The following is a 21405-nucleotide window of genomic DNA, read 5'->3' as shown; positions in this document are numbered from 1 at the left end:
TGAACCAAAACGGCATTTCATACATATTATCTTTAATTCAAGATATATCTGTAACAAGGGGAAAGCAAATTATGAGGTCAGGTTATTTATGGGCGGCGTTGCTGTTCGCGCCATTGCTGCATGCCGGTGATAAAGTATCGGCACAGCAGTTTGTGGATTTGCAACAAGGGGATTCAGTTCATCCGGGCTTTCGCCGAGCCCATGCTAAAGGGATTTGTGTGCAAGGCGAGTTCCGTAATAATGGCGCGCTTGCGCAATATTCTTCGGCCCAGATATTTGCCACTTCGGTGACACCGTTTGTGGGTCGCTTTTCGCTTGCTGGCAATAACCCTACCGCACCGGATTTAAAGGCGCCAGTGCGCAGTTTGGCGTTGAGCTTCGCGACCAGCGCAAGCGAGCAGTGGCGCATTGCCATGAATACTCCGCCGGTGATGGCGGTGAGCAATCCCCAGGATTTTTATCAGCAGCTTGTGGCTATTAAATCGGGCCCCAAGGCTATTCAAACCTTTTTCGCCGAGCACCCCGAAAGTGCTGATTTCTTGGCGTGGAAAGATAGCTACCAACCCAGTGGCAGCTTCGCAGCCGAGACCTATCACAGCATCAATGCGTTTTATTTAGTCGATGACAACGAGCAGCGCCAGCCTGTGCGTTGGCATATGCAGCCGACGGTGTCAGTCACCGATGATGGGCTGAGTGGGCCTAACGCATTACATCAAGAGCTTAAGGCGCGGTTAGCAAAACAACCTGTGGTATTTGACTGGTTATTTACCTTGGCTAGCGCCCAAGACGACGAGCGTAATCCGGCAATTCAGTGGCCAGCAGAGCGTCCGCGTATTAACGCTGGGAAAATAGTGATCACTCAGTGGCAAGCGCAGCAGGACGCGGCGTGTCACAGCATCAACTTTGACCCTTTGGTGCTGCCATCGGGTATCTCGCCCACCGCAGATGCCATTCTTCGGGCGCGCTCGGCCGCTTATGCGGAGTCGTACCGCCGCCGGGCTGTGGAGCAATTGCGTGGTCAAGCAAAGGAGCTAAGCAATGACTAACGGAGCACGATTTACTCTTTCTATGCGTTTATTGCATTGGGCGATGGCGTTATTAATCATTGCCATGTTAGCAGCGGGTTTAGTCATGGTGCGCTCGCTTGAGCCATGGCAGTATGAGCTGTTGTGGCTGCATAAAAGTTTTGGCATAGCGGCTGCGCTACTGGTGTTGGTGCGCTTGTTAGTCCGCTGGCGCAGTACAATACCCGCTTTACCCAGTGATTTACCTTTTTGGCAAGGCTGCGCGGCTAAGGCGTCTCATTGGCTGTTGTATACGCTGATGGTGTTAATGCCACTATCAGGGCTATTGATGCAATATTTTGCAGCGCGTCCCGTGAGTGTATTCGATATAGTGCGCTTGCCGGCGGCGTTAACGGTGGATATTGAACTGTTTTCCTTGTTTCGAGAGCTGCATGGCTGGGCCGCATGGGGATTTATAGGGCTGGTGATAATGCATATTGCAGCGGCGCTATACCACCATTACTACCGCCGAGATGACGTGCTGCGTAGTATGTGGAAGTGAGTGTTATTAGCCCCGAGCGAGCAGCCTCGGGTCAAAGCGAAAGGGCAGGGCCTCAATATTGGGCTCTGCTTTAACAAAAGCAGGGTGGCTTGGGTTAAGTAAATAATTATACTCTCGAGGGACTATGGTCGAGGGCACGCTCAATGCCAAGCTGGCTTGCGTTTGCAACCACTGATCGCCAATCAAAGCCGTTTCTTCCGGGGCCGGACTCTCTTGCCAGTTTTCAGGCCAATCTTGCTCGTCAAGGGTGAGCACATCACGGCGTGCAAAGTTAATTTTAAATAGTCTGTAGTCGCTGAGAATGGCACTGTGATTAAGGTGTACCAGAATCTCTAGAATCGCCAGTGACTCGCTGGCGGCGAGGTAAACACAGCGTTGTCCGGGACTATTCCAGCGCCCGCCAAATAACCGCGCACCTTCGCCATCAAAGGCCTTGTCCGCCCACTTTTTCTTAACAATACGGTAGCCACTTATCACGCAAATACACCGTGTTCCATGCGCCCGATAAGGTTAATCACCGCTTCTGACTCAGCCATGGTTGCCAGCATATCCAACGGCCGTTTTTGCCCTAGGCCACGATTCGCTGTGGTTAACCATGTGCGGGTGGCATCACCATCGCCTTCGAACAGATCGAGCGCCGCCTTATACACTTCGGCAAAGCGATACAAGCGGTCGCTTTCTTGCTTATTAAAAAGCCCCGATTTTGCTCTGCGCCTTAGGGTTGCGGGGGCAATAACGGCTGATTGGGCAATGGTGCTTTTATCTACTCCCGATAGTTTGGCTAAGCGGTCATAGATATCAAATGACAATCCTTGTTCTAACGCTTGATATAAACGCTCGCCACGCGCTGGCATGCCAAGCTGCTGCCAAAATCCATCCGGGTGCTTTTGTGGCTTAAAGGATGCAATTGCATTCATGATTTTCTCCACCAAATGATTACTACAAAGTATATCACTTGATAGTAAAAGTGATAGTGTTAATTATGCTATTGGCCTCTATCGAGTAGGAGCAGGGCGAGCGGTCAAAATGTACGGTTATCGCCGGGCGATGAAGAGGGAGTAACCCCTCTTGCTGTTATTGTTATTGACCTCGGCTCAGGTACTTTTCGTTAACCACCAGTGCGGCCATGATGATAGCGCCGCCAATACTCAAACGCAGCACATCGGCATCGCGGTTCCAAATGAGCACGTTAACGAGGATCCCCGCAGGAATAAGAAGGTTATTCATCACCGCCAAGGTGCCAACATTGACCTGGGTTGCGCCTTTATTCCACGCGAAGTAGCCCAGCCCGGAGGCAACAAGGCCTAAATAAATCAATACGCCCCATTGCGTGGGTGTACTTGGGAGATTGTCGGTATTGGCAAAAAGAGCGAAACAGCTTAACGCGACCACCAAAGCACCCATAAAAAAGCAAGCAAATACATGATGTTGAGAAAGGTGCTGATGCTTGAGCATCAGTCGTTTATACAGCACTTGGCCACTGGCAAAACACAGGTTTGCGGCTTGGACGATAGCAAAGCCAGTCATAAAGCCTTGGTTGATACCGTCGTAACGAATGGCCACCGCACCAATAATGGCCAATAACGCAGCGCAGAAAAAGCCAAGATTAAAGTGGCGATTTAGTGCGTCATTGAGCAGGGTAACATACAGGGGAGTCATCACCGTAAATAGCAGCACCTCGGGGACGCTGAGATATAAAAAAGAGTGATAGTAAAAGCCATACATCAGCCCCAGTTGAACGCCACCAATGGCCATCAGCCGCCAGGTTAACGACAGGCTTAACTGGCTAATCTTCAAAAACGGTAGTAGCACCAGGGTCGCTAGCGCGATACGGGTTAACACCGAGAACCAGGGGTCTACTTGCCCGGCTAAATAGACGCCAATAAGGCTAAATGAAAATGCCCAAAGCAGGGTGGTTGCGAGCAAATAACTCATACACATCAATACAACTTAGAAACGAATTCCCCCATTATGACGCCTGCACAGGTATGAGCCAACTATCAATACCTTCGCCGCTATTGAGTTGTTCGTGTAAGCGCCTATCGCAATAAATAGAAATGATTTTTATTTGTGATAACCTCAAGCGCTCAAGAAAAGGTTTCCATATTTGCCTTTTCGTCATTATTAGCAAAGCTTTTAGCTGAGCATTACGTAAAGCCAGTAAAAGTGTGAGTAAAAGGAATGAAGATGATCAGAGCATGGTGCATCTGTTTGCTACTAATAAGTGGCTGCTTATCTGCGCAAGCGGCAGTGAATGTGGTTGTTAAAGAGGTCAATACGCAATCTATCGAGCGTACCCTGGCGTTGACAGGAACATTGCGCGCAGCGCGTCATGCGCAACTGTCGAGCCTAAGTGACGGGGTGGTTACGCAAATCCATGCCCAGGCTGGTGATGAGATTGCAAAAGGCGCACGTCTGTTATCTTTGGATGCGGCGTTGGTGCAGGCGCAGTTACAGGCATTGACGGGTGCCAAGCAACGCGCTCGTATCGCTGTTGATGACGCCCAGCGCCGCTTTAACGAGGCCCAATCGTTATCGCAACAAGCTTTGATGGCAGCTACGGAGCTGGCCGATAGGCAAGCCGCATTGCAAAGCGCCAAGGCTTCGTTGACAGAAGCACAGGCCAACGAACGGTACCACAAAGAATTGCTGGCGCGCCAGCAACTGCACGCCCCTTTTAACGGTGTGGTAGCTGAGCGTTTTGTTGATGTTGGGGAGTGGGTGACCCGTGGTCAAGCAGTGTTTGAGCTCGTTAGTAGCGAACAACTATGGCTGGATTTGCATATGCCTCAGGAGCATTTTGGCGCTATCGATCTTGCCAAGCAAGTTCGCTTTGAGGTGCCAGGGAAAGCGTCAAGGGGGTTTACAGCTAAGGTTATTGCCAAAGTACCAGTGATAGATAGCGCCAGTCGCAGCTTTTTACTGCGTTTAGCCGTACCACCCCAAGCAGGGCTGCAAGTGGGGTTATCGGCAAGCGCAGAGATTGTGCTAAACAAAACCGATGAGCAAAGTGTTGTGGTGCCTACTGATGCCTTACTGCGCCATCCAGATGGCGGCTACAGTGTGTTTGTTATCAGCGCCGATAAAGCACAGCGGCGTTTTGTGCGCATTGGCGAGCGGATTAACGGCCATATTGAAGTGCTTAGTGGCCTTGAACCAGGCATGAAAGTAGTTACCCAAGGCAATGAATTATTACGCCAAGGGCAAGCGGTCACTGTTGTTCAGGCGAGGGAGCAATAATGTTAGCGGCGTCAGTAAAGCATGCGACTTTGGTCGCCGTTGCCGTGCTCATCTGCGTGATTTTGGGCGTGGTCGCGGCTTTTAAAATACCCGTGCAGATGATCCCTGATCTTGAAGTGCGCACCATTACCGTGGTTACCAACTGGCCTGGAGCAACGCCACAAGATGTAGAAAAAGAAATTCTTATTGAGCAGGAGCGCTATTTACGATCATTGGCAAACTTAAAAAGAATGTCCAGCTATGCCAATACCGGTGAGGCAGAAATTGAACTGGAATTTCCCTTTGGCGTGGACGTTAACGAGGCGCTGATCAACGTCAGTAACGCGCTATCTCAGGTGCCTAATTATCCAGAAAACGTCGACCAACCGGTATTGTACAGTAGTTCGTTTTCGTCCAATGCGTTTATGTTTTTTACCCTCAAACCACAGTCTGGCAATCCGCTCAATATAGATGTTGATATGTTGCGTGATTATGCCGAAGACTTTGTGCGCCCAGAAATGGAGCGAGTCAGTGGTGTTTCCCAGGTAAATGTGCGTGGTGGGGCTTTGTATCAAGTACAAATACTCATCGACCAACAGCAGCTTGCGAGTCGTAACATCAGCTTGGTGGCGGTGCGTGATGCTATTCGCAGCCGCAATCGCGACGCCTCGGCGGGCGATATCGACGGTGGTAAGCGACGCTATTTGCTACGCATGGTCGGGCGCTTTGAATCGGCCCAGGCGTTAGCGGAGCTGGTGATAGCTCAGCGTGATAACACCACGATTCGTCTTAAAGATGTGGCCACTATTAAGCTCGACCATTATGAGCTACGTGATGTTGATTATAACGATGGCGAGCGCGCCCTGATGCTTTCGGTACGTCGTGAAAGTGGCTCAAATGTCATGGCCATTAAAGAGCAAATGATGCAGGTCGTTGAGCGCATCAACCAAGATATGTTGGCCAACAATGGTTTGCAATTAACCTTGCTCAGTGACGATGTGCGCTATGTTAAAGGCTCAGTAGAAAATGTATGGACGAACTTGGCCTTAGGCGCACTGCTGGCAACACTGGTGATGTTTTGGTTTTTGAAAAGTCCACGCTCGACCTTAATTGGTGTGCTAGGCATCCCGATATGTACTATAGCCGCATTCTTAGGGTTGCTGCTGTTTGAGCGCACCATCAACGTTATTTCTCTTGCCGGGGTCGCATTTGCCATAGGTATGACCGTGGATAATACCATTGTTGTGCTGGAGAACATTGAACAAGCTCGTCGGCGTGGCCTCGATAAGATCAATGCGGCCATAGCCGGAGTGCAAGAAGTGTGGCCGGCGGTGGTGGCTTCAACCTTGACTACGGTGTTAGTGTTTGCGCCGATTTTATTTATTCGCCAAGAAGCAGGACAGTTGTATTCTGACGTGGCCATCGCAATTTCTGCAGCGATTATAGCGTCAATGCTTGTGGCGCTGATGGTTGTTCCCGCTGCATGTGCAAGGTTTACGCAGCACAGTGCGCAACGCGGTGAGAATCTGGCCAAACCCATGGCACTGCCACGGGCCATAGTGACTATGCTCGCGCATCCTACTCAGCGCCGACTGTGTATCGTCATAGGCGTATTCGCGCTGCTTGGCGGAGCTTGGCTGCTAATGCCCAAAGCGGAGTATTTACCCGAAGGGGAAGAGCCCAAGGCTTTTTCCATGATGATTGCACCGCCGGGTTACAACCTCAGTCATATGCAGAAAATTAGCGATGAGCTGCTGCCTTACTTTAACCGCCATCTTAATGACGATGGTACTGCTTACAGCGCCGGGGAAACGGCTATGCCGCCGCTAAAGTATTACTCCATGTCGGTGGGGGTAGGCAGTATTTGGTTTTTAAGTGAACCTAAAGACCCGCAACATATTGAGGCCATGATGGCGGCCATCACCGATAAATTCAAAAGCTACCCAGGAATGCGCGCTTTTTCCTCCCGGGGCTCAATTATATCCAGCAATGATGGTGGCACCCGTGCTGTGGCCATTGATATTAGTGGCCCCGAGCAAACGGCGTTATATCGCGCTGCCGATGCCGTGTATCGCCTTGCGAGTGAGGTGTTTGACAACCCCCAAGTTGACTCCGAGCCGTCATCGCTGACCCTGGACCAACCGCTTATTGAAATCAAACCACGCTGGCAGCGCCTGGCTGAGGTGGGTGTAAGCGCCGAGGAACTCGGTTATACCGTAGCCGCACTGAGTGACGGTGCCTATGTTGATGAGTTGATCCTTGATGATGATAAGGTCGATGTGTTTCTTTTCTCCGAGGCTGGCAATCGCCAAAGTTTGGCGCAATTAGCCCAATCACCGGTAGTGACGCCACAAGGGATACTGCCATTGAATGCCTTAGCGGATTTAGAGGAAAAAGCGGACAGTGACAGTTTACGCCGTGTTGATGGGCGGCGCACGGTCACCGTGTATATTATACCGCCTCGCGATGTGGCCTTGGAAACAGCACAGCAACGAGTGCGCGAACAACTGTTAGTGCAGTTAAAGCAGCAAGGCGACTTATTACCGGGAGTGAATGTGAGTATCGGTGGCGCAGCCGATCAGCTCGACAAGACCCGAGCTGCACTAAGCAGTAACTTTATCGTCGCGCTGGCGCTATGTTACTTGCTGTTGGTCGCTATTTTCAAACACTGGGGTTATCCACTGTTTATTATGGCCACCGTCCCTTTAGGTATGGCCGGTGGGCTACTGGGCTTGGTGATGATCAACGGTCTCGGAGGGCTATTGGCGGGCTTTCATCAGCCTTTCGATATGATCACTATGCTGGGCTTTTTAATTCTCCTTGGCACGGTGGTGAATAACCCTATTCTTATTGTTGACCAAAGCCGACGCAACATAGAGTCTGGCGCCCAGTCGGTGCTTGAAGCGGTTACTAACGCACTGCAAACGCGCTTAAAACCTATTGTTATGTCGACCATGACGACTTTGTGTGGTTTAGCTCCGCTGGTGTTTATTCCCGGCGAGGGGTCGGAGTTGTATCGTGGTGTGGGGATGATCGTGCTGTGCGGGATTGCGGTATCAACATTGGTCAGCTTAACTGTGTTGCCAGCGCTGTTGGTAAGTTTGCTGAGACATAAGCAACGCTAAAGCAAAGCCCACCGTAGAGTGGGCTTTTTATACCTTAATAGAGGCCTATTATTGCCCGAGTACCGAGAATAGTTTTTTCAGCTGCGGCATGTATTCTTCTACCAAAGCAATATTAGTGTCGCTGACATCCTCACTTGCTTGGTTTGCACTGCCCATGGCACCGAGCAAAGAGTTGGTCTTGTTGCTACTACCAGAGAGGCTTTGTAAGCCGCCCATAACCTCATCAACACGGGCCTTATCTTCGGCAGATAAATCGCCTTTAACATTGGCTAAATACGCTGCAGTTACTTCGCTACCGACACTGATCAGTTGCTCAGGGGTAAAGCCGTAGCGGCTGATCACATCGGCAAACTGTTGGTAGCTGTCGGTATTTTTCAACATCGCAATGGCGCTATCACTCATTGACTTGTTGTTTTGCTCGCTACCTTGGGCGCTGAGTAGGGCGGCACTATCAAACTGCTGCCCTTGCTTATCTGCCCAATTGGTCACAGCGGGTGCTGCCTTAATAAAGTTTTCGACGTCTTTTTCTGTGAGCTCTAGCGCCAGAGCCTGAGCGCTGGTAAAGGCCGTGGTAGCAGCCAGTGTAAGCGCCATCAATAAATTCTTCATTGTTCTCTCCATGCCTGTATTGTGTAGGTGGTGTCGTTATTGTCTAAATTCACTGAGTTGGGCCTTGGCGCGCTCAGTGATAAACTCAATGTCATCAATGATAGTTCAAAGTCGTTAAGGCAAGATGAATAGATGTTGCAGATATCTAATACGGTGACCATAGACGAATGGGAAGTGGAGCTGTCTGCCATCCGCTCGCAAGGGGCCGGTGGTCAGAACGTCAACAAGGTGGCAACGGCGATCCATTTGCGCTTTGATATTAACCGCTCGAAATTACCCGACTTTTATAAACAGAGGCTACTGGCCTATCGCGATAGCCGTATCACTAAAGATGGGGTAGTGGTGATCAAGGCACAAAGTCATCGCACTCAAGAGCTCAATCGGGAAGAAGCGCTGAAACGTTTAAAAGAGCTTATTTTAGCCGCCACTAAGGTTGAGAAAAAGCGCCGCCCAACCAAACCTACACGCAGCGCTCAGCGTAAACGTGTCGACAAAAAAGTGCAGCGTGGGCGTACTAAGCAATTGCGCAAAATACCCAAACTTTAAAGGTGATAAAATGCCTTAATTAGGGTGGCTTATTGGCATCGCACCAAGTAATGTGGTGAAAGTAACTGCAGCCACCTTACAATGAGCCACGGAGGCACAATGGATTTGCTCAGCACACTCAACCTAGCATACCCAATTATTCAGGCGCCTATGGCGGGAGTACAAGACGAAAAGCTCGCCATAGCCGTTGCTCATGGCGGTGGTTTAGGCTCTCTTCCTTGTGCCATGCTCAGTGCAGAGCAAATCATGGCGCAAGTCAGTGAATTTCGCCAACACACTCAGCGTGCCCCAATTAATCTTAACTTTTTCTGCCACTCGATGCCGAGCCTAAATCAGGCTGAGCAAAGCCGCTGGCAGCAATTGTTAGCCCCCTATTATCAAGCACTTGAATGCCACCCAAACGATGACCTAGGAGTGCTCAGGCAATCGTTTTCTGCGCAGCATGTTGCGGTGCTGGAGCAGCTGCGCCCGGAAATCGTAAGCTTTCATTTTGGCTTGCCTGAAGAAAAACAATTACAACGTGTAAAAGCAACCGGTGCTGTGGTGTTATCCTCAGCGAACACATTAGCCGAGGCGCGCTGGCTCGCCCAGCATGGGTGTGATGTGATTATTGCTCAAGGTATTGAAGCGGGAGGCCATCGTGCGATGTTCTCATCAACGCTTGCTGAGCAGGGGACAACGGCGCAATTGTGTCAGCAAATCCTGGCTGCCAAAGACATTAACGTGCCAGTGATAGCTGCGGGCGGCATTACTCAGGCTGAGCACGTGGAACATTATTTGAGCATGGGAGTTATTGCTGTACAGGTAGGCACCAGTTACCTGTTGTGTGATGAGGCCACTACCAGTGCTGTGCATCGTCAAGCGCTGCGTGCAGAGCACCGGCAAACGGCAATAACCAACTTATACTCTGGTCGCCCAGCGCGGGGGATTACGACCTCTTTTATGCAAGAGCAAGGCTTTATAAGCGACCAAGTCCCTGCTTTCCCCTACGCCAGTGCCAAGCTAGCACCGTTACGTGCTAAGGCGCAAACCTTGGGCAAAGATGATTTTACGCCGCTATGGAGCGGCACCGATCGCAGTGGCTGCCACGCCATAAGCGCAACCGAACTGACTCGGGATTTAGCCGCACAACTCAAATAGCCGCGTCAATGAGCGGCTAATTATCATTAGGTAATAATCTGCGCATCAGGGATGGTGCGCTTGATGTAGGTTTTTAAGTCGTCCACGTAGTGGCTATCAAATACAAGGCTGACTTGGCCTCCGCCGTTGTAAGGCAATTGGAACAGGCCTTTGTCATCACACGTGTCGATAACGACTTTACGGATCTCATGCACCGGAAATAAGGCTTCGCCAACACTGAGTAGCTCTTCTTCGACCTTGATGTGCTCGAAAGGATTAACGAGCTGTTCGCCCATACCATAACGATAGCGATGCCACAGCAGGGGAACATTAATTAAACCCGCAGCTCCCCATAGGCGGTAATCATCGCGAACAAAGCCAGCAACCAATAAAGTGATGGCTAACAAGGCGAGTACCCACATCCACCATCCTGTTTTTCCTAATTTGCTAAATGCGCTATGCATGGCTAATCCTTCTGCTTACTAGAGATATTCATGGTAACGGGATTGGCGAGTAAGGAAAAGCCCTGTGCTGCTACGAAGAATAAGCCGATGTATCACTTAATTTGCGGGAGCGGCAGCAACCACAAACCAAGACCCACTGATAGATATCCCAGAAAGATACATGGCCCGGGTCAGCTTCGCCTGTTTGTGCAACACAGGGGGAAAGTTCACTGTTCAAGGGAACATTGGCAATGTTATGTTATAACAATTTTATTTTCAACCCCCCAATTGGAGTAAAGTCTTTGAACTGTTGAGTTTTAAGAAAAGGTGTGATGGCGCGTGGCTGCAAAGCGATTCAAAATATGGTGGATAACATACACCAGGCATAAACTGGCGGTGATCGCCACACACACAGAGCTGAAGCGGTACAATGCGCTGTATACTAAGTCTTGGTTAGGCGCGAGTGATTGTCCGAATAAAATGCCAAAGGTGGTGATAACGCCAAATCCAATCCCCGGCATACCACCTCCTAATACATGATAGCGACTAAAGACAAAGGTGAGGATCCACAACACCAATATTGGAAACACCAGAATCTGGCTGTAGGTAAACAAGAGTAATTGCGCTGCCAGCGCCAAGTTGCAACCGATTAACGTGCCGATAGCGCGTTGCCAACCCGCCATTGATGCCGCTTTCCAACACAGTGGAAAGAGAATCAAAATAGAGGCGGCTTGAGCCGATACCGAATCTTGTAAATCCAGTATCTGAAAAACCATAAAAGAAAGGGTGGCGACGGTGGCACATAACAGCACCTCATGGCGGACACTGGCTGCATCTTTAGCGGCGCGCGAGATGGGCGTGCGCGCGCTCACATCAGGAAATAACCAATGCATAATATAGGCACTGACTAGGCTCACAGTTACTGCCAAAAAGTTACTAAAGATCAATGGGTATAAGCCCAAGCCGGTGGCGCTGTAACTGGCAAAATGTAGTTGAATGGATAGCCCAACCACACTCATGGCGCCGAATAGGAAGTGGGCACCGCGACTCATTTGATAAAATAACAATGCAAACATGGCAAAAGCCAGTATCGACATCAGGATTGGATGAAAACCAAATAACCCTTGTAGCACCAATACCGCAAAGCCACAAAACAATGCACTAGCGATAAACTGGCGGACAATATGCGCATTTATGATCGGCACTAAGCCCAACAACAGCATAGGGTAGACAGTAAAGAAAATACCATTGGGCCAATTAAACAGCTTACTCAAGCTAAACCCGAGCGTTGCGCCGGTGGCGATGCGGAGCATTTGGCGAATGTCGTTGGCGGTTAGGCTCATAGCGCAGCTCCTTGGTTAATAGATATAGTGCATTAGGCTTACGGCCTGAATTTGTGCGTTGGCGAGTAACTGCTCCACTGGGTCATCGGGCACGATTTGCACTGTGGCTCTCGCGCCACTGGCAAGGTGAGTTGAGGTAAACTCATCATCGAGTTGCAAGTGCACGCGTTGGCGTTGGGCATCACGGACCCAGCGGTTAGAGGTTTCGACCTCAGCCAAAACGCCATTAGCGCTGAGCTGCCCGGCGCTTGAGCCTGCGGCGAGTTCGCTGACATGAGCCGCAAACACTTGCCCGGGTAGAGCATCGAAGCTGACTAAGGCGCGGTTGCCGACACGCACGTGATACAGCGATTTTTCACGAAAATCAGCGGCCAAGTCTAGTTGCTCGGTCACCAGCCCCGTCATCGCCATTCCTGCTTTGGCATAGGTCCCTGTGGTCACTTGTAGATTACTAATAATGCCATCATGAGGCGCCACCACTTCGGTATAACTGAGATTCAGCTGTGCCTGCTGCAGCTGATTACGGGCCTGTTGCCAAGCAATATTGTCCTCACCGTGCGCGCCGCGCTTTATTATCATCGCTTGCAGCTTGGCTTTCACGGCACTGACCTGTGCCTGGGCACTGGCCAGAGTAGCGCTGATCTCATCACTGCGCTGCTGCGAAATAGCCTGCTTACCAAGCAGGGCACGGCTGCGCTGATGCAAACTTTGCTGCTCATGTAACTTGGCTTGAGCCGCCGATAAGTCGGCGCGCAAAGCCTTAATATCAGCATCGAGCTGTTGGTTTTGCTGTTGCACTTGTGCCAAGGCCAGTTCGGCTCGTTTTACGGCAAGTTGGTATGGGCGAGGGTCGATACGCATGAGTACCTCGCCTTGGCGCACATGTTGATTATTGCGAACCGCCACAGCAACGATTTTGCCATTAACCTGCGGGGTGATTTGCGTCACTGGGTGGTAAACGCGTGCCTGTGGTGTCATTGGCATGTATAAATCAGCAACAATAAAATAGCCAAAGCACAGGATAAACAGCATGATGGCGATTTTAACGTACCGTGCGAACTGCTGATCGGGAGTCGGTTGCTGGCTCACTCTTGGTCCTCCATAAATTGATTGGCATTGTCTTCTAAGGCCACTAGGCCAAGCGCCATCATATTAAGCTGCTCATCGCTCAACCCTCGGTATAATTGAGTTTTGACCTCGCTGATCCGCGCTTTGAGCGCCGATAATTGCTGCTCACCTTGCACTGTGAAATACAGGCGCCGACAGCGCTTATCGTGCTCATCGACACGGCGCTCAATAACCTGTGCGTGCTCCAGTTGTTTCAGGGTGCGGGTGAGACTTGGCATTTCTATATCTAAGCTTGTGGCCAGTTGGTGCTGTGTACAGCCTTCGCCAAGATGGTGCATATGCATCATTGCCGTCCAACCCGGTTGTGTGAACCCTAGTGGCTCAACGGCGACTGACACCGCTTGACGGCAGATACGGTGAACGCGGCCAAGCTTGCCACATAAGCTTAAATCGAGGGTTTCATGAAAAGGAATATCAGCCATGGTGCAGCGCTCTCATTTAGTTAGCAGGCTAAGTATATTACAATAGTTAGCACGCTAAGTAAATATTCGTGGTTATTCGCCAAGGCTATGTCGGCGGACTCAACCTGGGTGTGAGCCCTTAGAAGGATGATGTAGTTAGCAATAAAAAGGCAATTTGTTGACTGTTAAGCAGCGCGCATTTATGGGAGTTTGATGTTGGTTGCGCAGCTGTCATCAATGTCGCGATAGTGTGAGTAAAAAGAGATTATCAAAGCGCTCCGAGTGCCCCCGTTGGGCTTATATTTCACTTAAAAAAAAGGGGCCACAGCTTCACTGTAAACCCCTTTTACACTGTCTTGATGTGCTAGTTACAGCGGCAATACCTCGAACACGGCCACATAACTGCCACGGCGAGTTTGCGCCGGAGCTTTGGCTTGCTGGTCTTCATACTCGGCTTCAAACCAGTACATACCTGGCTGCGTAAATTGCAGCTCAATTTGACCATTATCATCGGCGGTTAACTGTGTGGCGATGTTGCTATCACGATACCGCTCGCCTTGGCGAACTAAGGTTACCTTTGCGCCAACTGCAGGCTGGCCGTCGATCAGTAGCTGCATAGGCGCACTTTCATCAACGTATAAATCGTTCGGGTGGGTTAGGGCATTAAGCTCGAGCCCTTGGCCGCTAGGGGTGATTGCCGTGTCATTAGGAGCCCCAAGGGTGACGAAGGTCTCCATGCGGCGGGCAACATCGCTCACTTGCAACTCTTTGGCATCGCTGGGGACTTGCTGTTTGAACTGCGCTAAAGTGCCGGTCTTTCCACGGCCAGGCCAATAATGGCGCTCGCCCTCTGCATCCACCCAGCGGGCGACAATAGAGCGGCTGGCGTTAAATACGCGGTAGGTTCCTTGCTGCTGTAGGTGCAGATCAAACACACTGCGATAGCGAAGCTTGGCGCTATTTTCTAACGCTACAGATTGGCCATCGGGGCCAATTGCAGTCAATCGCTCAAGCGGGTAAGCATAATGGTCGGGATTAAAAATGCCGTTGGCGATTGCGGCGTCAAAGGTGATCCATTCATCATCACCTGAGACCACTGTGGTACTTGGTTTAAGCCACACTCGGTGGGCGTGTGCTGATTGGCTAATAACGGCTGTGGTTGCAAGGGCGGTGCATAGCGCCGCGCTGATAATTGTTGCTAGCTTCACGTGTTAGGCTCCATAGTTAATGTAATTGTGCCGAGCTCATGCTGGCCTTGCTCGGTATGGTGTTGTGATTGGGTTATCGGTAATGTCAGGGGAATGCGGATCAACTCGCGCCCGCCTAATTCCCTTGCCGCTTCTACATTGAGGGTGTACTCACCATCAGGGAGGGCGGCTAATTGCGCGGCGAAAGGGCTTAAATCAAGAGTGGCCACGCCAGGGCGGCGCGTCGCGCCGGTGACGCCATCGACAGGGAGCTGCAAGCTGCGACCACTGCGACGCCACCATAAACGCAAATCTTTTAACCACTTCTCACCCTCACGGTCAGCGAGCTTGGTGTCATACCAGATGGCTAAATCAAGCACCGCTTTGCGCTTGCTATTGGCTAACCACACGGCCACATAAGGGGGGTGATATTCGGCCACGCTTAAGCGGGGAATTTCGACTTGTAACTGGTTCGCTGACGCCGCGTGGGCAGGTAGCACCAATACCAAAGCGGGTATACCTAATCCCGCCAGTACCAGTGGCCACGTTGATTTGCGGCCTTTGGCATAACGTTTTAGTAATAACAGCCCGGTGATCGAAAAAACGATGCAGGCCACAGAGAAAAGATCAATAAACATACTCCACCACATACCGGTATTCCGGCCCTTATGTAAGTCATTTAGATAGGCTATCCAACCACGGTCGGTAGCTTCTTGATAAAATTCGCCGGTATCTAAGGTCACGGTAAACCAGCGGTCACCCCCGGCTTTGGGCATGGCCACATAAAGCTCAAAGTCACTCCACTCAAGCTGTTTATAACTGGCAATAGACTGTTCGGTTTGACCTTGATACCAACGCTGAAAACTCTTTGGTAGCTGCTCGTTGTTGGCAGCGGCTTTCAATTGATTGAGGATGGCATCGGGCACTTGCGCTTCAATTTGCTGCACTTGTGCGCGGGACTCAATGCTCGCGGCATGGTTTAGGGTGATCCCTGTAACAGCAAAAAGCAGCATGCCAATAAGGCACACTGCTGAGCTGATCCAATGCCAAGCTTTGAGATCCCAAAGCTTACTACGTTTGGCCATTTAGAAACTCCAGGCTAGCGACGCCCAGTAGCGACGTCCGTCTTCGATGTAGCCATATTCATCTTCACGAATTTCCTTATCAAAGAGGTTGTACACCCCAAAACCTAAGCGTACAGAATCGACGACTTGGTAGTTGGCGCCTAAATCAGCAGTGGTGTAAGACGGCGCAATGAGGCTCGACTGCGAAGGGCCGGTTGTCGGTTGGCTTTCCTCACCGCGATAATGCACGCGCAACCAAGTGCCTAAGGCATCACTGGCTTGCCAGTTGAGCGATGCTTGTGCCAGGTGCTCCGGTAATTGATTCAACGGACTGCCGGCGTATTCACCGGTTTTTTGCTCCGAATCGGTGTAGGTATAGTTAAGCGCCATCTTGACCGCGCTGGCGAGCTGGTAGTCTAGTGAGACTTCTACCCCTTGAGTGGTCGCCTCATCAACATTGGTATAGGTTGTTGGCAGTGAGCCAAACTCATTGGGGCCGTCGGTGCACTTTGTTAACGGGCAAGCTACGCGAGAGATTTTATCGTCAAACTCGTTATAAAAAACCGTGGTCGATGCGCTTAAGCCTTGCTCGGTATCGAGGTAAATCCCCATTTCATAGTTGAGCGAGGTTTCAGGGCTTAAATCAGGGTTACCATAAATGTTGCCACCCCGGCTAACTTGGCCCCAAGCAGCGGTTGTTTGTCGTAGGTTCGGTGCTCTGAAACCACTGGAAATACCGCCTTTAACGGTCAGAGTGTCATTGGCGTTATACACCGCATACAACCTTGGGCTGGTATGGCCGCCGAATTGTTGGTCTTTGTCGTAGCGCAGCCCCGCAGTTAAGGCTAGCTTCTCGGTGGCTTGGAACTCATCTTCTGCAAATACCGAGTACATATCGTTATCAATTTGCGTGAGCTCACTAATACGGTTGCTGGTGTTATCTTCTAAATCTTCACGTTGGTAGGCCACGCCGGCACTCATTTTGTTGCGCTCATTAATAGGCAAGGTCCACAAACTTTGCACATCAATGTTTTCAACAATCATATCCCGTGACTTGTTGTCGTACTTATCGTATTGCGCATAGCTAAATGACTGGCCAAACTCCCAATAACCGGTGTGTGAGAGTGAAATGGTTTGATTATCGTACTCGGTTACGGTTGACTCTGGGCAGCCACGACGGCCGCAGCTTTCCCCTGGGGCCAGTGGCTCTACGGTTTTGCCCAAGGTGGCATCCAGAGTTTGCGATGCACTGGCAATGTCGAGTAAAAAACTGTGGGCATCACTGGGTGTGAACGATAACTTAGCTTGGTAATTCTCCGCTTCTTTACCGCGAAAGCCGCTGTAAATATCGTCTTCATCGCGGTTGCTGAATTGGCCATACACTTGCAACCCCAGCTTTTCAGGGATCAGTGCACCAGCGGCAAAGAAGTTGGCTTGGTGAATATCACCCGATTCACTGCTTTCTTGCATGGTGGTATCCAAGCGCAGTTCACCGTACCACTGCTTGGGCGTTTTACGAGTAATAATGTTGATCACCCCACCGATGGCATCGGAACCATACAGAGATGACATGGGCCCGCGTACCACTTCGATACGCTCTATGGCGGCCAGTGGCGGTGTCCAGGCGCCCTCAACCCCCGGGCCATCGCTATTCGGGCGAGTTTCCCGTGAGCTTTGGCGTTTGCCATCAACAAGAATCAGGGTGTATTGGCTGCCCATACCCCGTAGGCTGATGTCTTCACGGTCGCCGCCACCGGTGACAACCACCCCAGGGACGTCGGTCATCGCATCGGTTAAGTCGCGGTAAAAGCGTTGCGAGAGCTCCTCGCGATCGATTACGCTAATAGAGGCGGGGGCATTTTTAATAAGCTGCTCGTAACCCGAGGCGGTTACCACGATTTTTTCCATGTCGTTATCAGGTGCTTGGTTAGCATGAATACTGGTGCTTAAAGTAGCGAGCGCAGCGGTGATAGCGAGGGATAACGGGGCGATACGACGTTGCACCGTGAACATTGGGGAACCTCCGTGGTATAATTAAAGTAAATGATATTAATTCTTATTTGATGGTATGCTGTTGCACCTCTGCGAGCAACGCGCTTTTTCTTAAAGGTTGTTTAAGGAATTCTTAAAAGTATGAACACCAAGCTAACGCGCGCCCTCAAGGTGTTTGCGAAAACGGTGGAAACCGGCAGTATGAGTCAGGCGGCTCAGCAATTACATATGACCGCTTCAGCGGTCAGTCAACAAATCACTAAACTTGAGCAAGACATTGGCCTGAGTTTATTTAACCGTAATACGCGCAAGCTCACTCTCACTGAAGCCGGTGAGATTTACTACGCCTCGTCGGTAAAGCTACTCGCCACGGCAGAGCAGGCTCAGCGACAACTCGAACAGCTTCAGCATACACCTTCTGGGCAGTTGAAAATTGTTGCCCCAATTGGCTTTGGTGGTGGCTTGTTAAGTCAGCCTATAAAGCAGTTGACCGAGCAGTTTCCGAAAATTGAAATTCAGCTTACCTTGACCGATGAGCCCTTTGATATTATTGCTGGTGGGGTTGATTTAGCCATTTGTATTGGCCCTTTAACGGACTCGGGGTTAATAGCCAGGCACTTGGCCGATTGGCAGTTGATCCCTTGCGTTAGCCGTACTCATCCATTGGCTGAGCTTAACCCTCAAGACCCGGATGCGCTCGCGGCGCAAACCTTTATTGGCCACACCGGGGCACAGCGCATAGGTCAAAAGCTGACCCATCAGCACAGTGGGGACACCTTCACACTCGGTCAACCTAGGTTATTAGTGAACAATATGCAGGCCGCCATTCAGCTCACTTTAGATGGCATTGGTTACGGTTTATTACCGGAGCCAGAGGTGCGACACCTGCTTGCTTGTGGTCGATTACAGCGCATATGCCCGCAATGGCAGCTGCCTCATTACAGTGTCTATGCGGTGACCCCGCATCGCGACACTGTTGCGGCTAAAACGCGCGCCGCGATTGATAGTCTGCGTGCTTGGTTTGAGCAGGTTTCCACAAACCCTGAATTGTTTGTAGGGGAGCCTTAGTTGCGAGCCTGCGGCGCTAAATAACCGCACCTATTAGGGCTGCTCGCTTTTCGCTGTTGAGCTTCGTACGCGGCGCATAAGCACGAAGGCAAGTGGCAATATGAATAACGAGCCAATCATCCCCAAAATCATATGCAACTGATTGGGCGTATCAAGTGTAGCGAGCGCATTCACGTCGCTGCGATGGACCAAAAATGCCACAACGATAGCCGCGAAGAGCACGGGTTTAATTATGTTGTTACCGGCCAGCTTGATAAGCCCATAAGCAAAAGGCAGTGCCAGTAACAGGTTGAGAGCAAAATCATGCAGTGCTAATACCCCGTAAAATACCATGGCATGGTCGCGTATCACCGAGGAAAAATGGTTGAGTACCCAATCCATAGGGTTGTATGCGTACCAAAAGAGTAACGGCAGCGAGAAAAGGTAAAGTAGCCAACATACAGGGAGGGCGAGGTAGACTAACACGTTATGATGTTTATCCATAAACACACCAACTTTTAATTATAATTTTATTGTATGCTTTTTAACCTAGCAAAAATCTTTAGCAATAACAACAAGCTTGGCGATTGTGTAGCTGTTTAGTGATGTTCACAGTGCAGCTGTTACAGTGCTTTTGACTTTCGCTTGCCAAAAGTCTAGTTTACACACTCGAAGATATTATGGACGATATTATGAGACAACATGAGAGTTACCCTCAACCTAGCCGACCTTCTGAACCATCACCTCTTGAACTCGCTATTTATAATTTTGAATTAAAAGCAAAATCTTATTATGACGCCCAGCAAAAATCTGATGACTCAGAACAGTTAAAGAAAAGGCTAAATCAAGATTATAATCATCTGCAACGTGAAAAAAGACGTATAGAGTCTGTAGCGGTTGCTCAAAGTTATTTACAGCAGTACAGAAGTGATAATGAAAAATTAGATGTAGAGCAGTTATTACAAGAGCCTCATCATCCCACAGCTAAACTTGCTAAATTTCTTTTTGCAACAGGAGAGCCACAACCAACTGTTGCCCATGAAGCTCACCATATCATCGCTGGTAAAGGACGCTATCTTCAACCAAGTATGTTAGCAGCCAGATTAAATATGCACTTAGCCGGTTTAGGTATTAACGGAACGTGGTTAATTAATTTTGAACGCAATAAAGAGATCGACTGGGCTACTCAAAATGCCCCTGCTCATAGGAAATTGCATCGGAAAAATTATGAAGCGTGGATCAGTAATAACCTTGGCGCAGCGCAGGGGTATAGCCAAGCAAAATTTATAACAAAGCTTCGCACCATTAAACAGCATATTAAGACAGGAACGATGCCTAGCTCTATTTTTTCAACTAAGGAATTATGGAAGGGACTATGAAATCGTATCGATTAGAATTACCTAAAGAAAGTACGACAGCGTTGATTTTTGATTCAGACATACTGGCCAAACAAATGACTCAACAATCTAAGCTTAGTGTCAATGAATTATTAATTAAATTGCAGAGATTACCTTATGAAAATCAATCTCTTTCTTCCTTATGGGATGGCGAGCAATTGAGTTTCACATTCAACCCTGAATCAAACGATGACTTTGATATAAATATTGTAGGCACGTATCTATTACTTAAAATGTCGGCCTACTCCGTTTTAAAAAGCTTCATGGCTGACTTCGGCGAGTTTATAAAAGTTACTACCGATCGCGGTGAAATGATGTTATTCAATCTACTCACTTTCGCTAAGGAAGATTTAAGCCTGACAGAAAAAGCTTACCTGGATGGCTTTGAAGATGGTCTAAAATCTCTTGTATTTGATGAAAACGATACAAGAAATAAAAACCTTTACAAATCAAAACTTGAAGGCGGAAACTTTGTATATTGCAATGAGCTATTTTTTAATGCGGTGAAAAATAACAAGCTTACAGGGATTACTTTTTATACGGATTTATTAAGCACATTCCCCGAAAATTGATTTTCACTCAATAACGGCGTTGTTTCCTAAATAGTTGAACCTTCCTGCCAACCTGTGATCAGATCATCAATATCCCTAATCCGTACCATAACAATGAACAGAATCACAAATTGGTCACATTACAATCAAGCCCTCGTTAACATAATTATAAAGCAATTAGGTGTCTAGAGAAGGCTGGTCGATTCATAAGGTGCAGAACTTACTTAAACGAGGTGTCAGGATCCAAGCTGCCGTTGCTTGTGGGATCACAAGTAAAGGTCCTTGGCGTAGCTCGAAAACCCCAGGCATACAACAAGCACTGAGTAACGAGTACCTAATGAAAGCAGGATTGTATTCACTAAGAAATGGATGGATTGCCGTTCACTATCCTAACCAGAAAACAGGTTAGGTGTTCTAGATGAACCGCCCTGTGCGGAGCCGCATGCAGGGTGGTGTGGGGGCTGGAGGCTAGATACCTCCGGCTACCCGATTAGAGCTTTTTATTGCGAAACAAGTTTTTGTATTCACTAACTATACGGTCAGAGAAAACACTATTATTTAATATGTCCACGCGAATTCAAGTCCGAAGTGCACCACTCGCTAAATTAGGCTGCATTGCGTAATTCATTGAACACAACGACAGGCTGCTTGTAACCGAGACACTTCCT

At 49.5% G+C, this 21405-nt stretch carries 21 protein-coding genes and 1 pseudogene; 10 read left to right on the top strand and 12 right to left on the bottom strand.

Annotated features, from left to right (window positions below):
* Positions 1-71 precede the first annotated feature (71 nt).
* Together MHM93_RS07570 and MHM93_RS07565 are read left to right on the top strand one after the other, a co-directional pair.
* Entirely contained in the window at positions 72-1046 is a 975-nt protein-coding gene (locus MHM93_RS07570) for a catalase family peroxidase (protein WP_239448554.1), read from the top strand.
* Entirely contained in the window at positions 1039-1566 is a 528-nt protein-coding gene (locus MHM93_RS07565) for a cytochrome b (protein WP_239448553.1), read from the top strand. Before MHM93_RS07570 ends, MHM93_RS07565 begins: the two co-directional genes overlap by 8 nt.
* 6 nt (positions 1567-1572) lie before the next feature.
* Here the strand turns inward: MHM93_RS07565 and MHM93_RS07560 are convergent, their stop codons facing one another.
* The 3 genes from MHM93_RS07560 to MHM93_RS07550 form a co-directional block, all read right to left on the bottom strand.
* Positions 1573-2043 carry an RES family NAD+ phosphorylase gene (locus tag MHM93_RS07560; RefSeq protein ID WP_045980036.1) on the bottom strand — a complete coding sequence of 157 codons (471 nt, stop codon included), beginning with the start codon at positions 2041-2043 and terminating at the stop codon, positions 1573-1575.
* Entirely contained in the window at positions 2040-2483 is a 444-nt protein-coding gene (locus MHM93_RS07555; RefSeq protein WP_022943508.1) for an antitoxin Xre/MbcA/ParS toxin-binding domain-containing protein, read from the bottom strand. Before MHM93_RS07555 ends, MHM93_RS07560 begins: the two co-directional genes overlap by 4 nt.
* Before the next feature lie 163 nt (positions 2484-2646).
* Complete coding sequence (locus MHM93_RS07550) at positions 2647-3501, bottom strand: carboxylate/amino acid/amine transporter (RefSeq protein ID WP_239448552.1); 855 nt, start codon at positions 3499-3501, stop codon at positions 2647-2649.
* A gap of 252 nt (positions 3502-3753) precedes the next feature.
* Between MHM93_RS07550 and MHM93_RS07545 the strand changes: the two genes are divergently transcribed.
* On the top strand, positions 3754-4806 hold the full coding sequence (locus MHM93_RS07545; protein WP_239448551.1) for an efflux RND transporter periplasmic adaptor subunit: 1053 nt from the start codon (positions 3754-3756) through the stop codon (positions 4804-4806).
* On the top strand, positions 4806-7910 hold the full coding sequence (locus tag MHM93_RS07540; protein WP_239448550.1) for an efflux RND transporter permease subunit: 3105 nt from the start codon (positions 4806-4808) through the stop codon (positions 7908-7910). The genes MHM93_RS07545 and MHM93_RS07540 overlap by 1 nt, the downstream gene beginning before the upstream one ends.
* 48 nt (positions 7911-7958) lie before the next feature.
* Here the strand turns inward: MHM93_RS07540 and MHM93_RS07535 are convergent, their stop codons facing one another.
* Positions 7959-8519, bottom strand: coding sequence for a short-chain dehydrogenase (locus MHM93_RS07535; RefSeq protein WP_239448549.1), 561 nt, complete (start codon positions 8517-8519; stop codon positions 7959-7961).
* A gap of 132 nt (positions 8520-8651) precedes the next feature.
* Here MHM93_RS07535 and arfB point away from each other — a divergent pair, with 132 nt between their 5' ends.
* Positions 8652-9065, top strand: coding sequence for an alternative ribosome rescue aminoacyl-tRNA hydrolase ArfB (gene arfB, locus MHM93_RS07530; RefSeq protein WP_022943501.1), 414 nt, complete (start codon positions 8652-8654; stop codon positions 9063-9065).
* Between the two features lie 99 nt (positions 9066-9164).
* On the top strand, positions 9165-10205 hold the full coding sequence (locus MHM93_RS07525; RefSeq protein WP_239448548.1) for a nitronate monooxygenase: 1041 nt from the start codon (positions 9165-9167) through the stop codon (positions 10203-10205).
* Positions 10206-10231: 26 nt separating this feature from the next.
* Here MHM93_RS07525 and MHM93_RS07520 read toward each other — a convergent pair whose 3' ends face one another.
* The 7 genes from MHM93_RS07520 to MHM93_RS07490 form a co-directional block, all read right to left on the bottom strand.
* Positions 10232-10648, bottom strand: a complete 417-nt coding sequence (locus MHM93_RS07520) for a hypothetical protein (protein ID WP_138508177.1) — start codon at positions 10646-10648, stop codon at positions 10232-10234.
* 296 nt (positions 10649-10944) lie between these two features.
* A complete protein-coding gene (locus MHM93_RS07515) occupies positions 10945-11970 on the bottom strand; it encodes a DUF2955 domain-containing protein (RefSeq protein WP_239448547.1) in 1026 nt (341 codons plus the stop codon).
* A gap of 15 nt (positions 11971-11985) precedes the next feature.
* The gene (locus tag MHM93_RS07510) at positions 11986-13002 is read right to left on the bottom strand and encodes an HlyD family secretion protein (RefSeq protein ID WP_239448701.1); all 1017 of its coding nucleotides are present in this window, start codon (positions 13000-13002) and stop codon (positions 11986-11988) included.
* Positions 13003-13055: 53 nt separating this feature from the next.
* The gene (locus MHM93_RS07505; RefSeq protein WP_239448546.1) at positions 13056-13520 is read right to left on the bottom strand and encodes a MarR family transcriptional regulator; all 465 of its coding nucleotides are present in this window, start codon (positions 13518-13520) and stop codon (positions 13056-13058) included.
* A 347-nt stretch (positions 13521-13867) separates the two neighbouring features.
* Positions 13868-14707: a DUF4198 domain-containing protein gene (locus MHM93_RS07500; protein WP_239384434.1), complete on the bottom strand. Its 840-nt coding sequence runs from the start codon at positions 14705-14707 to the stop codon at positions 13868-13870.
* Entirely contained in the window at positions 14704-15771 is a 1068-nt protein-coding gene (locus MHM93_RS07495; RefSeq protein WP_235418391.1) for a PepSY-associated TM helix domain-containing protein, read from the bottom strand. The genes MHM93_RS07500 and MHM93_RS07495 overlap by 4 nt, the downstream gene beginning before the upstream one ends.
* Complete coding sequence (locus tag MHM93_RS07490) at positions 15772-17763, bottom strand: ligand-gated channel protein (protein WP_239448545.1); 1992 nt, start codon at positions 17761-17763, stop codon at positions 15772-15774.
* A 120-nt stretch (positions 17764-17883) separates the two neighbouring features.
* Here MHM93_RS07490 and MHM93_RS07485 point away from each other — a divergent pair, with 120 nt between their 5' ends.
* Positions 17884-18810 (top strand): LysR family transcriptional regulator, encoded by a 927-nt coding sequence (locus tag MHM93_RS07485; protein WP_022945249.1) that lies wholly within the window; start codon positions 17884-17886, stop codon positions 18808-18810.
* Between the two features lie 33 nt (positions 18811-18843).
* Here the strand turns inward: MHM93_RS07485 and MHM93_RS07480 are convergent, their stop codons facing one another.
* Positions 18844-19293: a hypothetical protein gene (locus tag MHM93_RS07480; protein ID WP_239448544.1), complete on the bottom strand. Its 450-nt coding sequence runs from the start codon at positions 19291-19293 to the stop codon at positions 18844-18846.
* Between the two features lie 188 nt (positions 19294-19481).
* On the opposite strand from MHM93_RS07480, the gene MHM93_RS07475 reads away from it, so the two are divergent.
* From MHM93_RS07475 to MHM93_RS07465, 3 genes and pseudogenes are all read left to right on the top strand, one after another.
* The gene (locus MHM93_RS07475; protein WP_239448543.1) at positions 19482-20168 is read left to right on the top strand and encodes an AHH domain-containing protein; all 687 of its coding nucleotides are present in this window, start codon (positions 19482-19484) and stop codon (positions 20166-20168) included.
* Positions 20165-20758 (top strand): hypothetical protein, encoded by a 594-nt coding sequence (locus MHM93_RS07470; protein WP_239448542.1) that lies wholly within the window; start codon positions 20165-20167, stop codon positions 20756-20758. The genes MHM93_RS07475 and MHM93_RS07470 overlap by 4 nt, the downstream gene beginning before the upstream one ends.
* 187 nt (positions 20759-20945) lie before the next feature.
* Positions 20946-21146, top strand: a pseudogene (locus tag MHM93_RS07465) (group II intron reverse transcriptase/maturase); the annotation flags it as partial.
* Positions 21147-21405: the final 259 nt, after the last annotated feature.

It is taken from the genome of Pseudoalteromonas sp. MM17-2, from assembly GCF_022347945.1.
GTDB lineage: Bacteria > Pseudomonadota > Gammaproteobacteria > Enterobacterales > Alteromonadaceae > Pseudoalteromonas > Pseudoalteromonas ruthenica.
The sequence above is the reverse complement of the archived record's forward strand: the minus strand, read 5'-3'. Positions and strand labels throughout refer to the sequence as shown.

Excerpts from the sequence above, each read along its gene's own strand:
- MHM93_RS07570 (WP_239448554.1), top strand. The coding sequence starts at position 72 with ATGAGGTCAGGTTATTTATGGGCGGCGTTGCTGTTCGCGCCATTGCTG.
- MHM93_RS07565 (WP_239448553.1), top strand. The coding sequence starts at position 1,039 with ATGACTAACGGAGCACGATTTACTCTTTCTATGCGTTTATTGCATTGG.
- MHM93_RS07555 (WP_022943508.1), bottom strand. The coding sequence starts at position 2,483 with ATGAATGCAATTGCATCCTTTAAGCCACAAAAGCACCCGGATGGATTT.
- MHM93_RS07550 (WP_239448552.1), bottom strand. The coding sequence starts at position 3,501 with ATGAGTTATTTGCTCGCAACCACCCTGCTTTGGGCATTTTCATTTAGC.
- MHM93_RS07545 (WP_239448551.1), top strand. The coding sequence starts at position 3,754 with ATGATCAGAGCATGGTGCATCTGTTTGCTACTAATAAGTGGCTGCTTA.
- MHM93_RS07540 (WP_239448550.1), top strand. The coding sequence starts at position 4,806 with ATGTTAGCGGCGTCAGTAAAGCATGCGACTTTGGTCGCCGTTGCCGTG.
- MHM93_RS07535 (WP_239448549.1), bottom strand. The coding sequence starts at position 8,519 with ATGAAGAATTTATTGATGGCGCTTACACTGGCTGCTACCACGGCCTTT.
- arfB (WP_022943501.1), top strand. The coding sequence starts at position 8,652 with ATGTTGCAGATATCTAATACGGTGACCATAGACGAATGGGAAGTGGAG.
- MHM93_RS07525 (WP_239448548.1), top strand. The coding sequence starts at position 9,165 with ATGGATTTGCTCAGCACACTCAACCTAGCATACCCAATTATTCAGGCG.
- MHM93_RS07520 (WP_138508177.1), bottom strand. The coding sequence starts at position 10,648 with ATGCATAGCGCATTTAGCAAATTAGGAAAAACAGGATGGTGGATGTGG.
- MHM93_RS07515 (WP_239448547.1), bottom strand. The coding sequence starts at position 11,970 with ATGAGCCTAACCGCCAACGACATTCGCCAAATGCTCCGCATCGCCACC.
- MHM93_RS07510 (WP_239448701.1), bottom strand. The coding sequence starts at position 13,002 with ATGCTGTTTATCCTGTGCTTTGGCTATTTTATTGTTGCTGATTTATAC.
- MHM93_RS07505 (WP_239448546.1), bottom strand. The coding sequence starts at position 13,520 with ATGGCTGATATTCCTTTTCATGAAACCCTCGATTTAAGCTTATGTGGC.
- MHM93_RS07495 (WP_235418391.1), bottom strand. The coding sequence starts at position 15,771 with ATGGCCAAACGTAGTAAGCTTTGGGATCTCAAAGCTTGGCATTGGATC.
- MHM93_RS07490 (WP_239448545.1), bottom strand. The coding sequence starts at position 17,763 with ATGTTCACGGTGCAACGTCGTATCGCCCCGTTATCCCTCGCTATCACC.
- MHM93_RS07485 (WP_022945249.1), top strand. The coding sequence starts at position 17,884 with ATGAACACCAAGCTAACGCGCGCCCTCAAGGTGTTTGCGAAAACGGTG.
- MHM93_RS07480 (WP_239448544.1), bottom strand. The coding sequence starts at position 19,293 with ATGGATAAACATCATAACGTGTTAGTCTACCTCGCCCTCCCTGTATGT.
- MHM93_RS07475 (WP_239448543.1), top strand. The coding sequence starts at position 19,482 with ATGAGACAACATGAGAGTTACCCTCAACCTAGCCGACCTTCTGAACCA.
- MHM93_RS07470 (WP_239448542.1), top strand. The coding sequence starts at position 20,165 with ATGAAATCGTATCGATTAGAATTACCTAAAGAAAGTACGACAGCGTTG.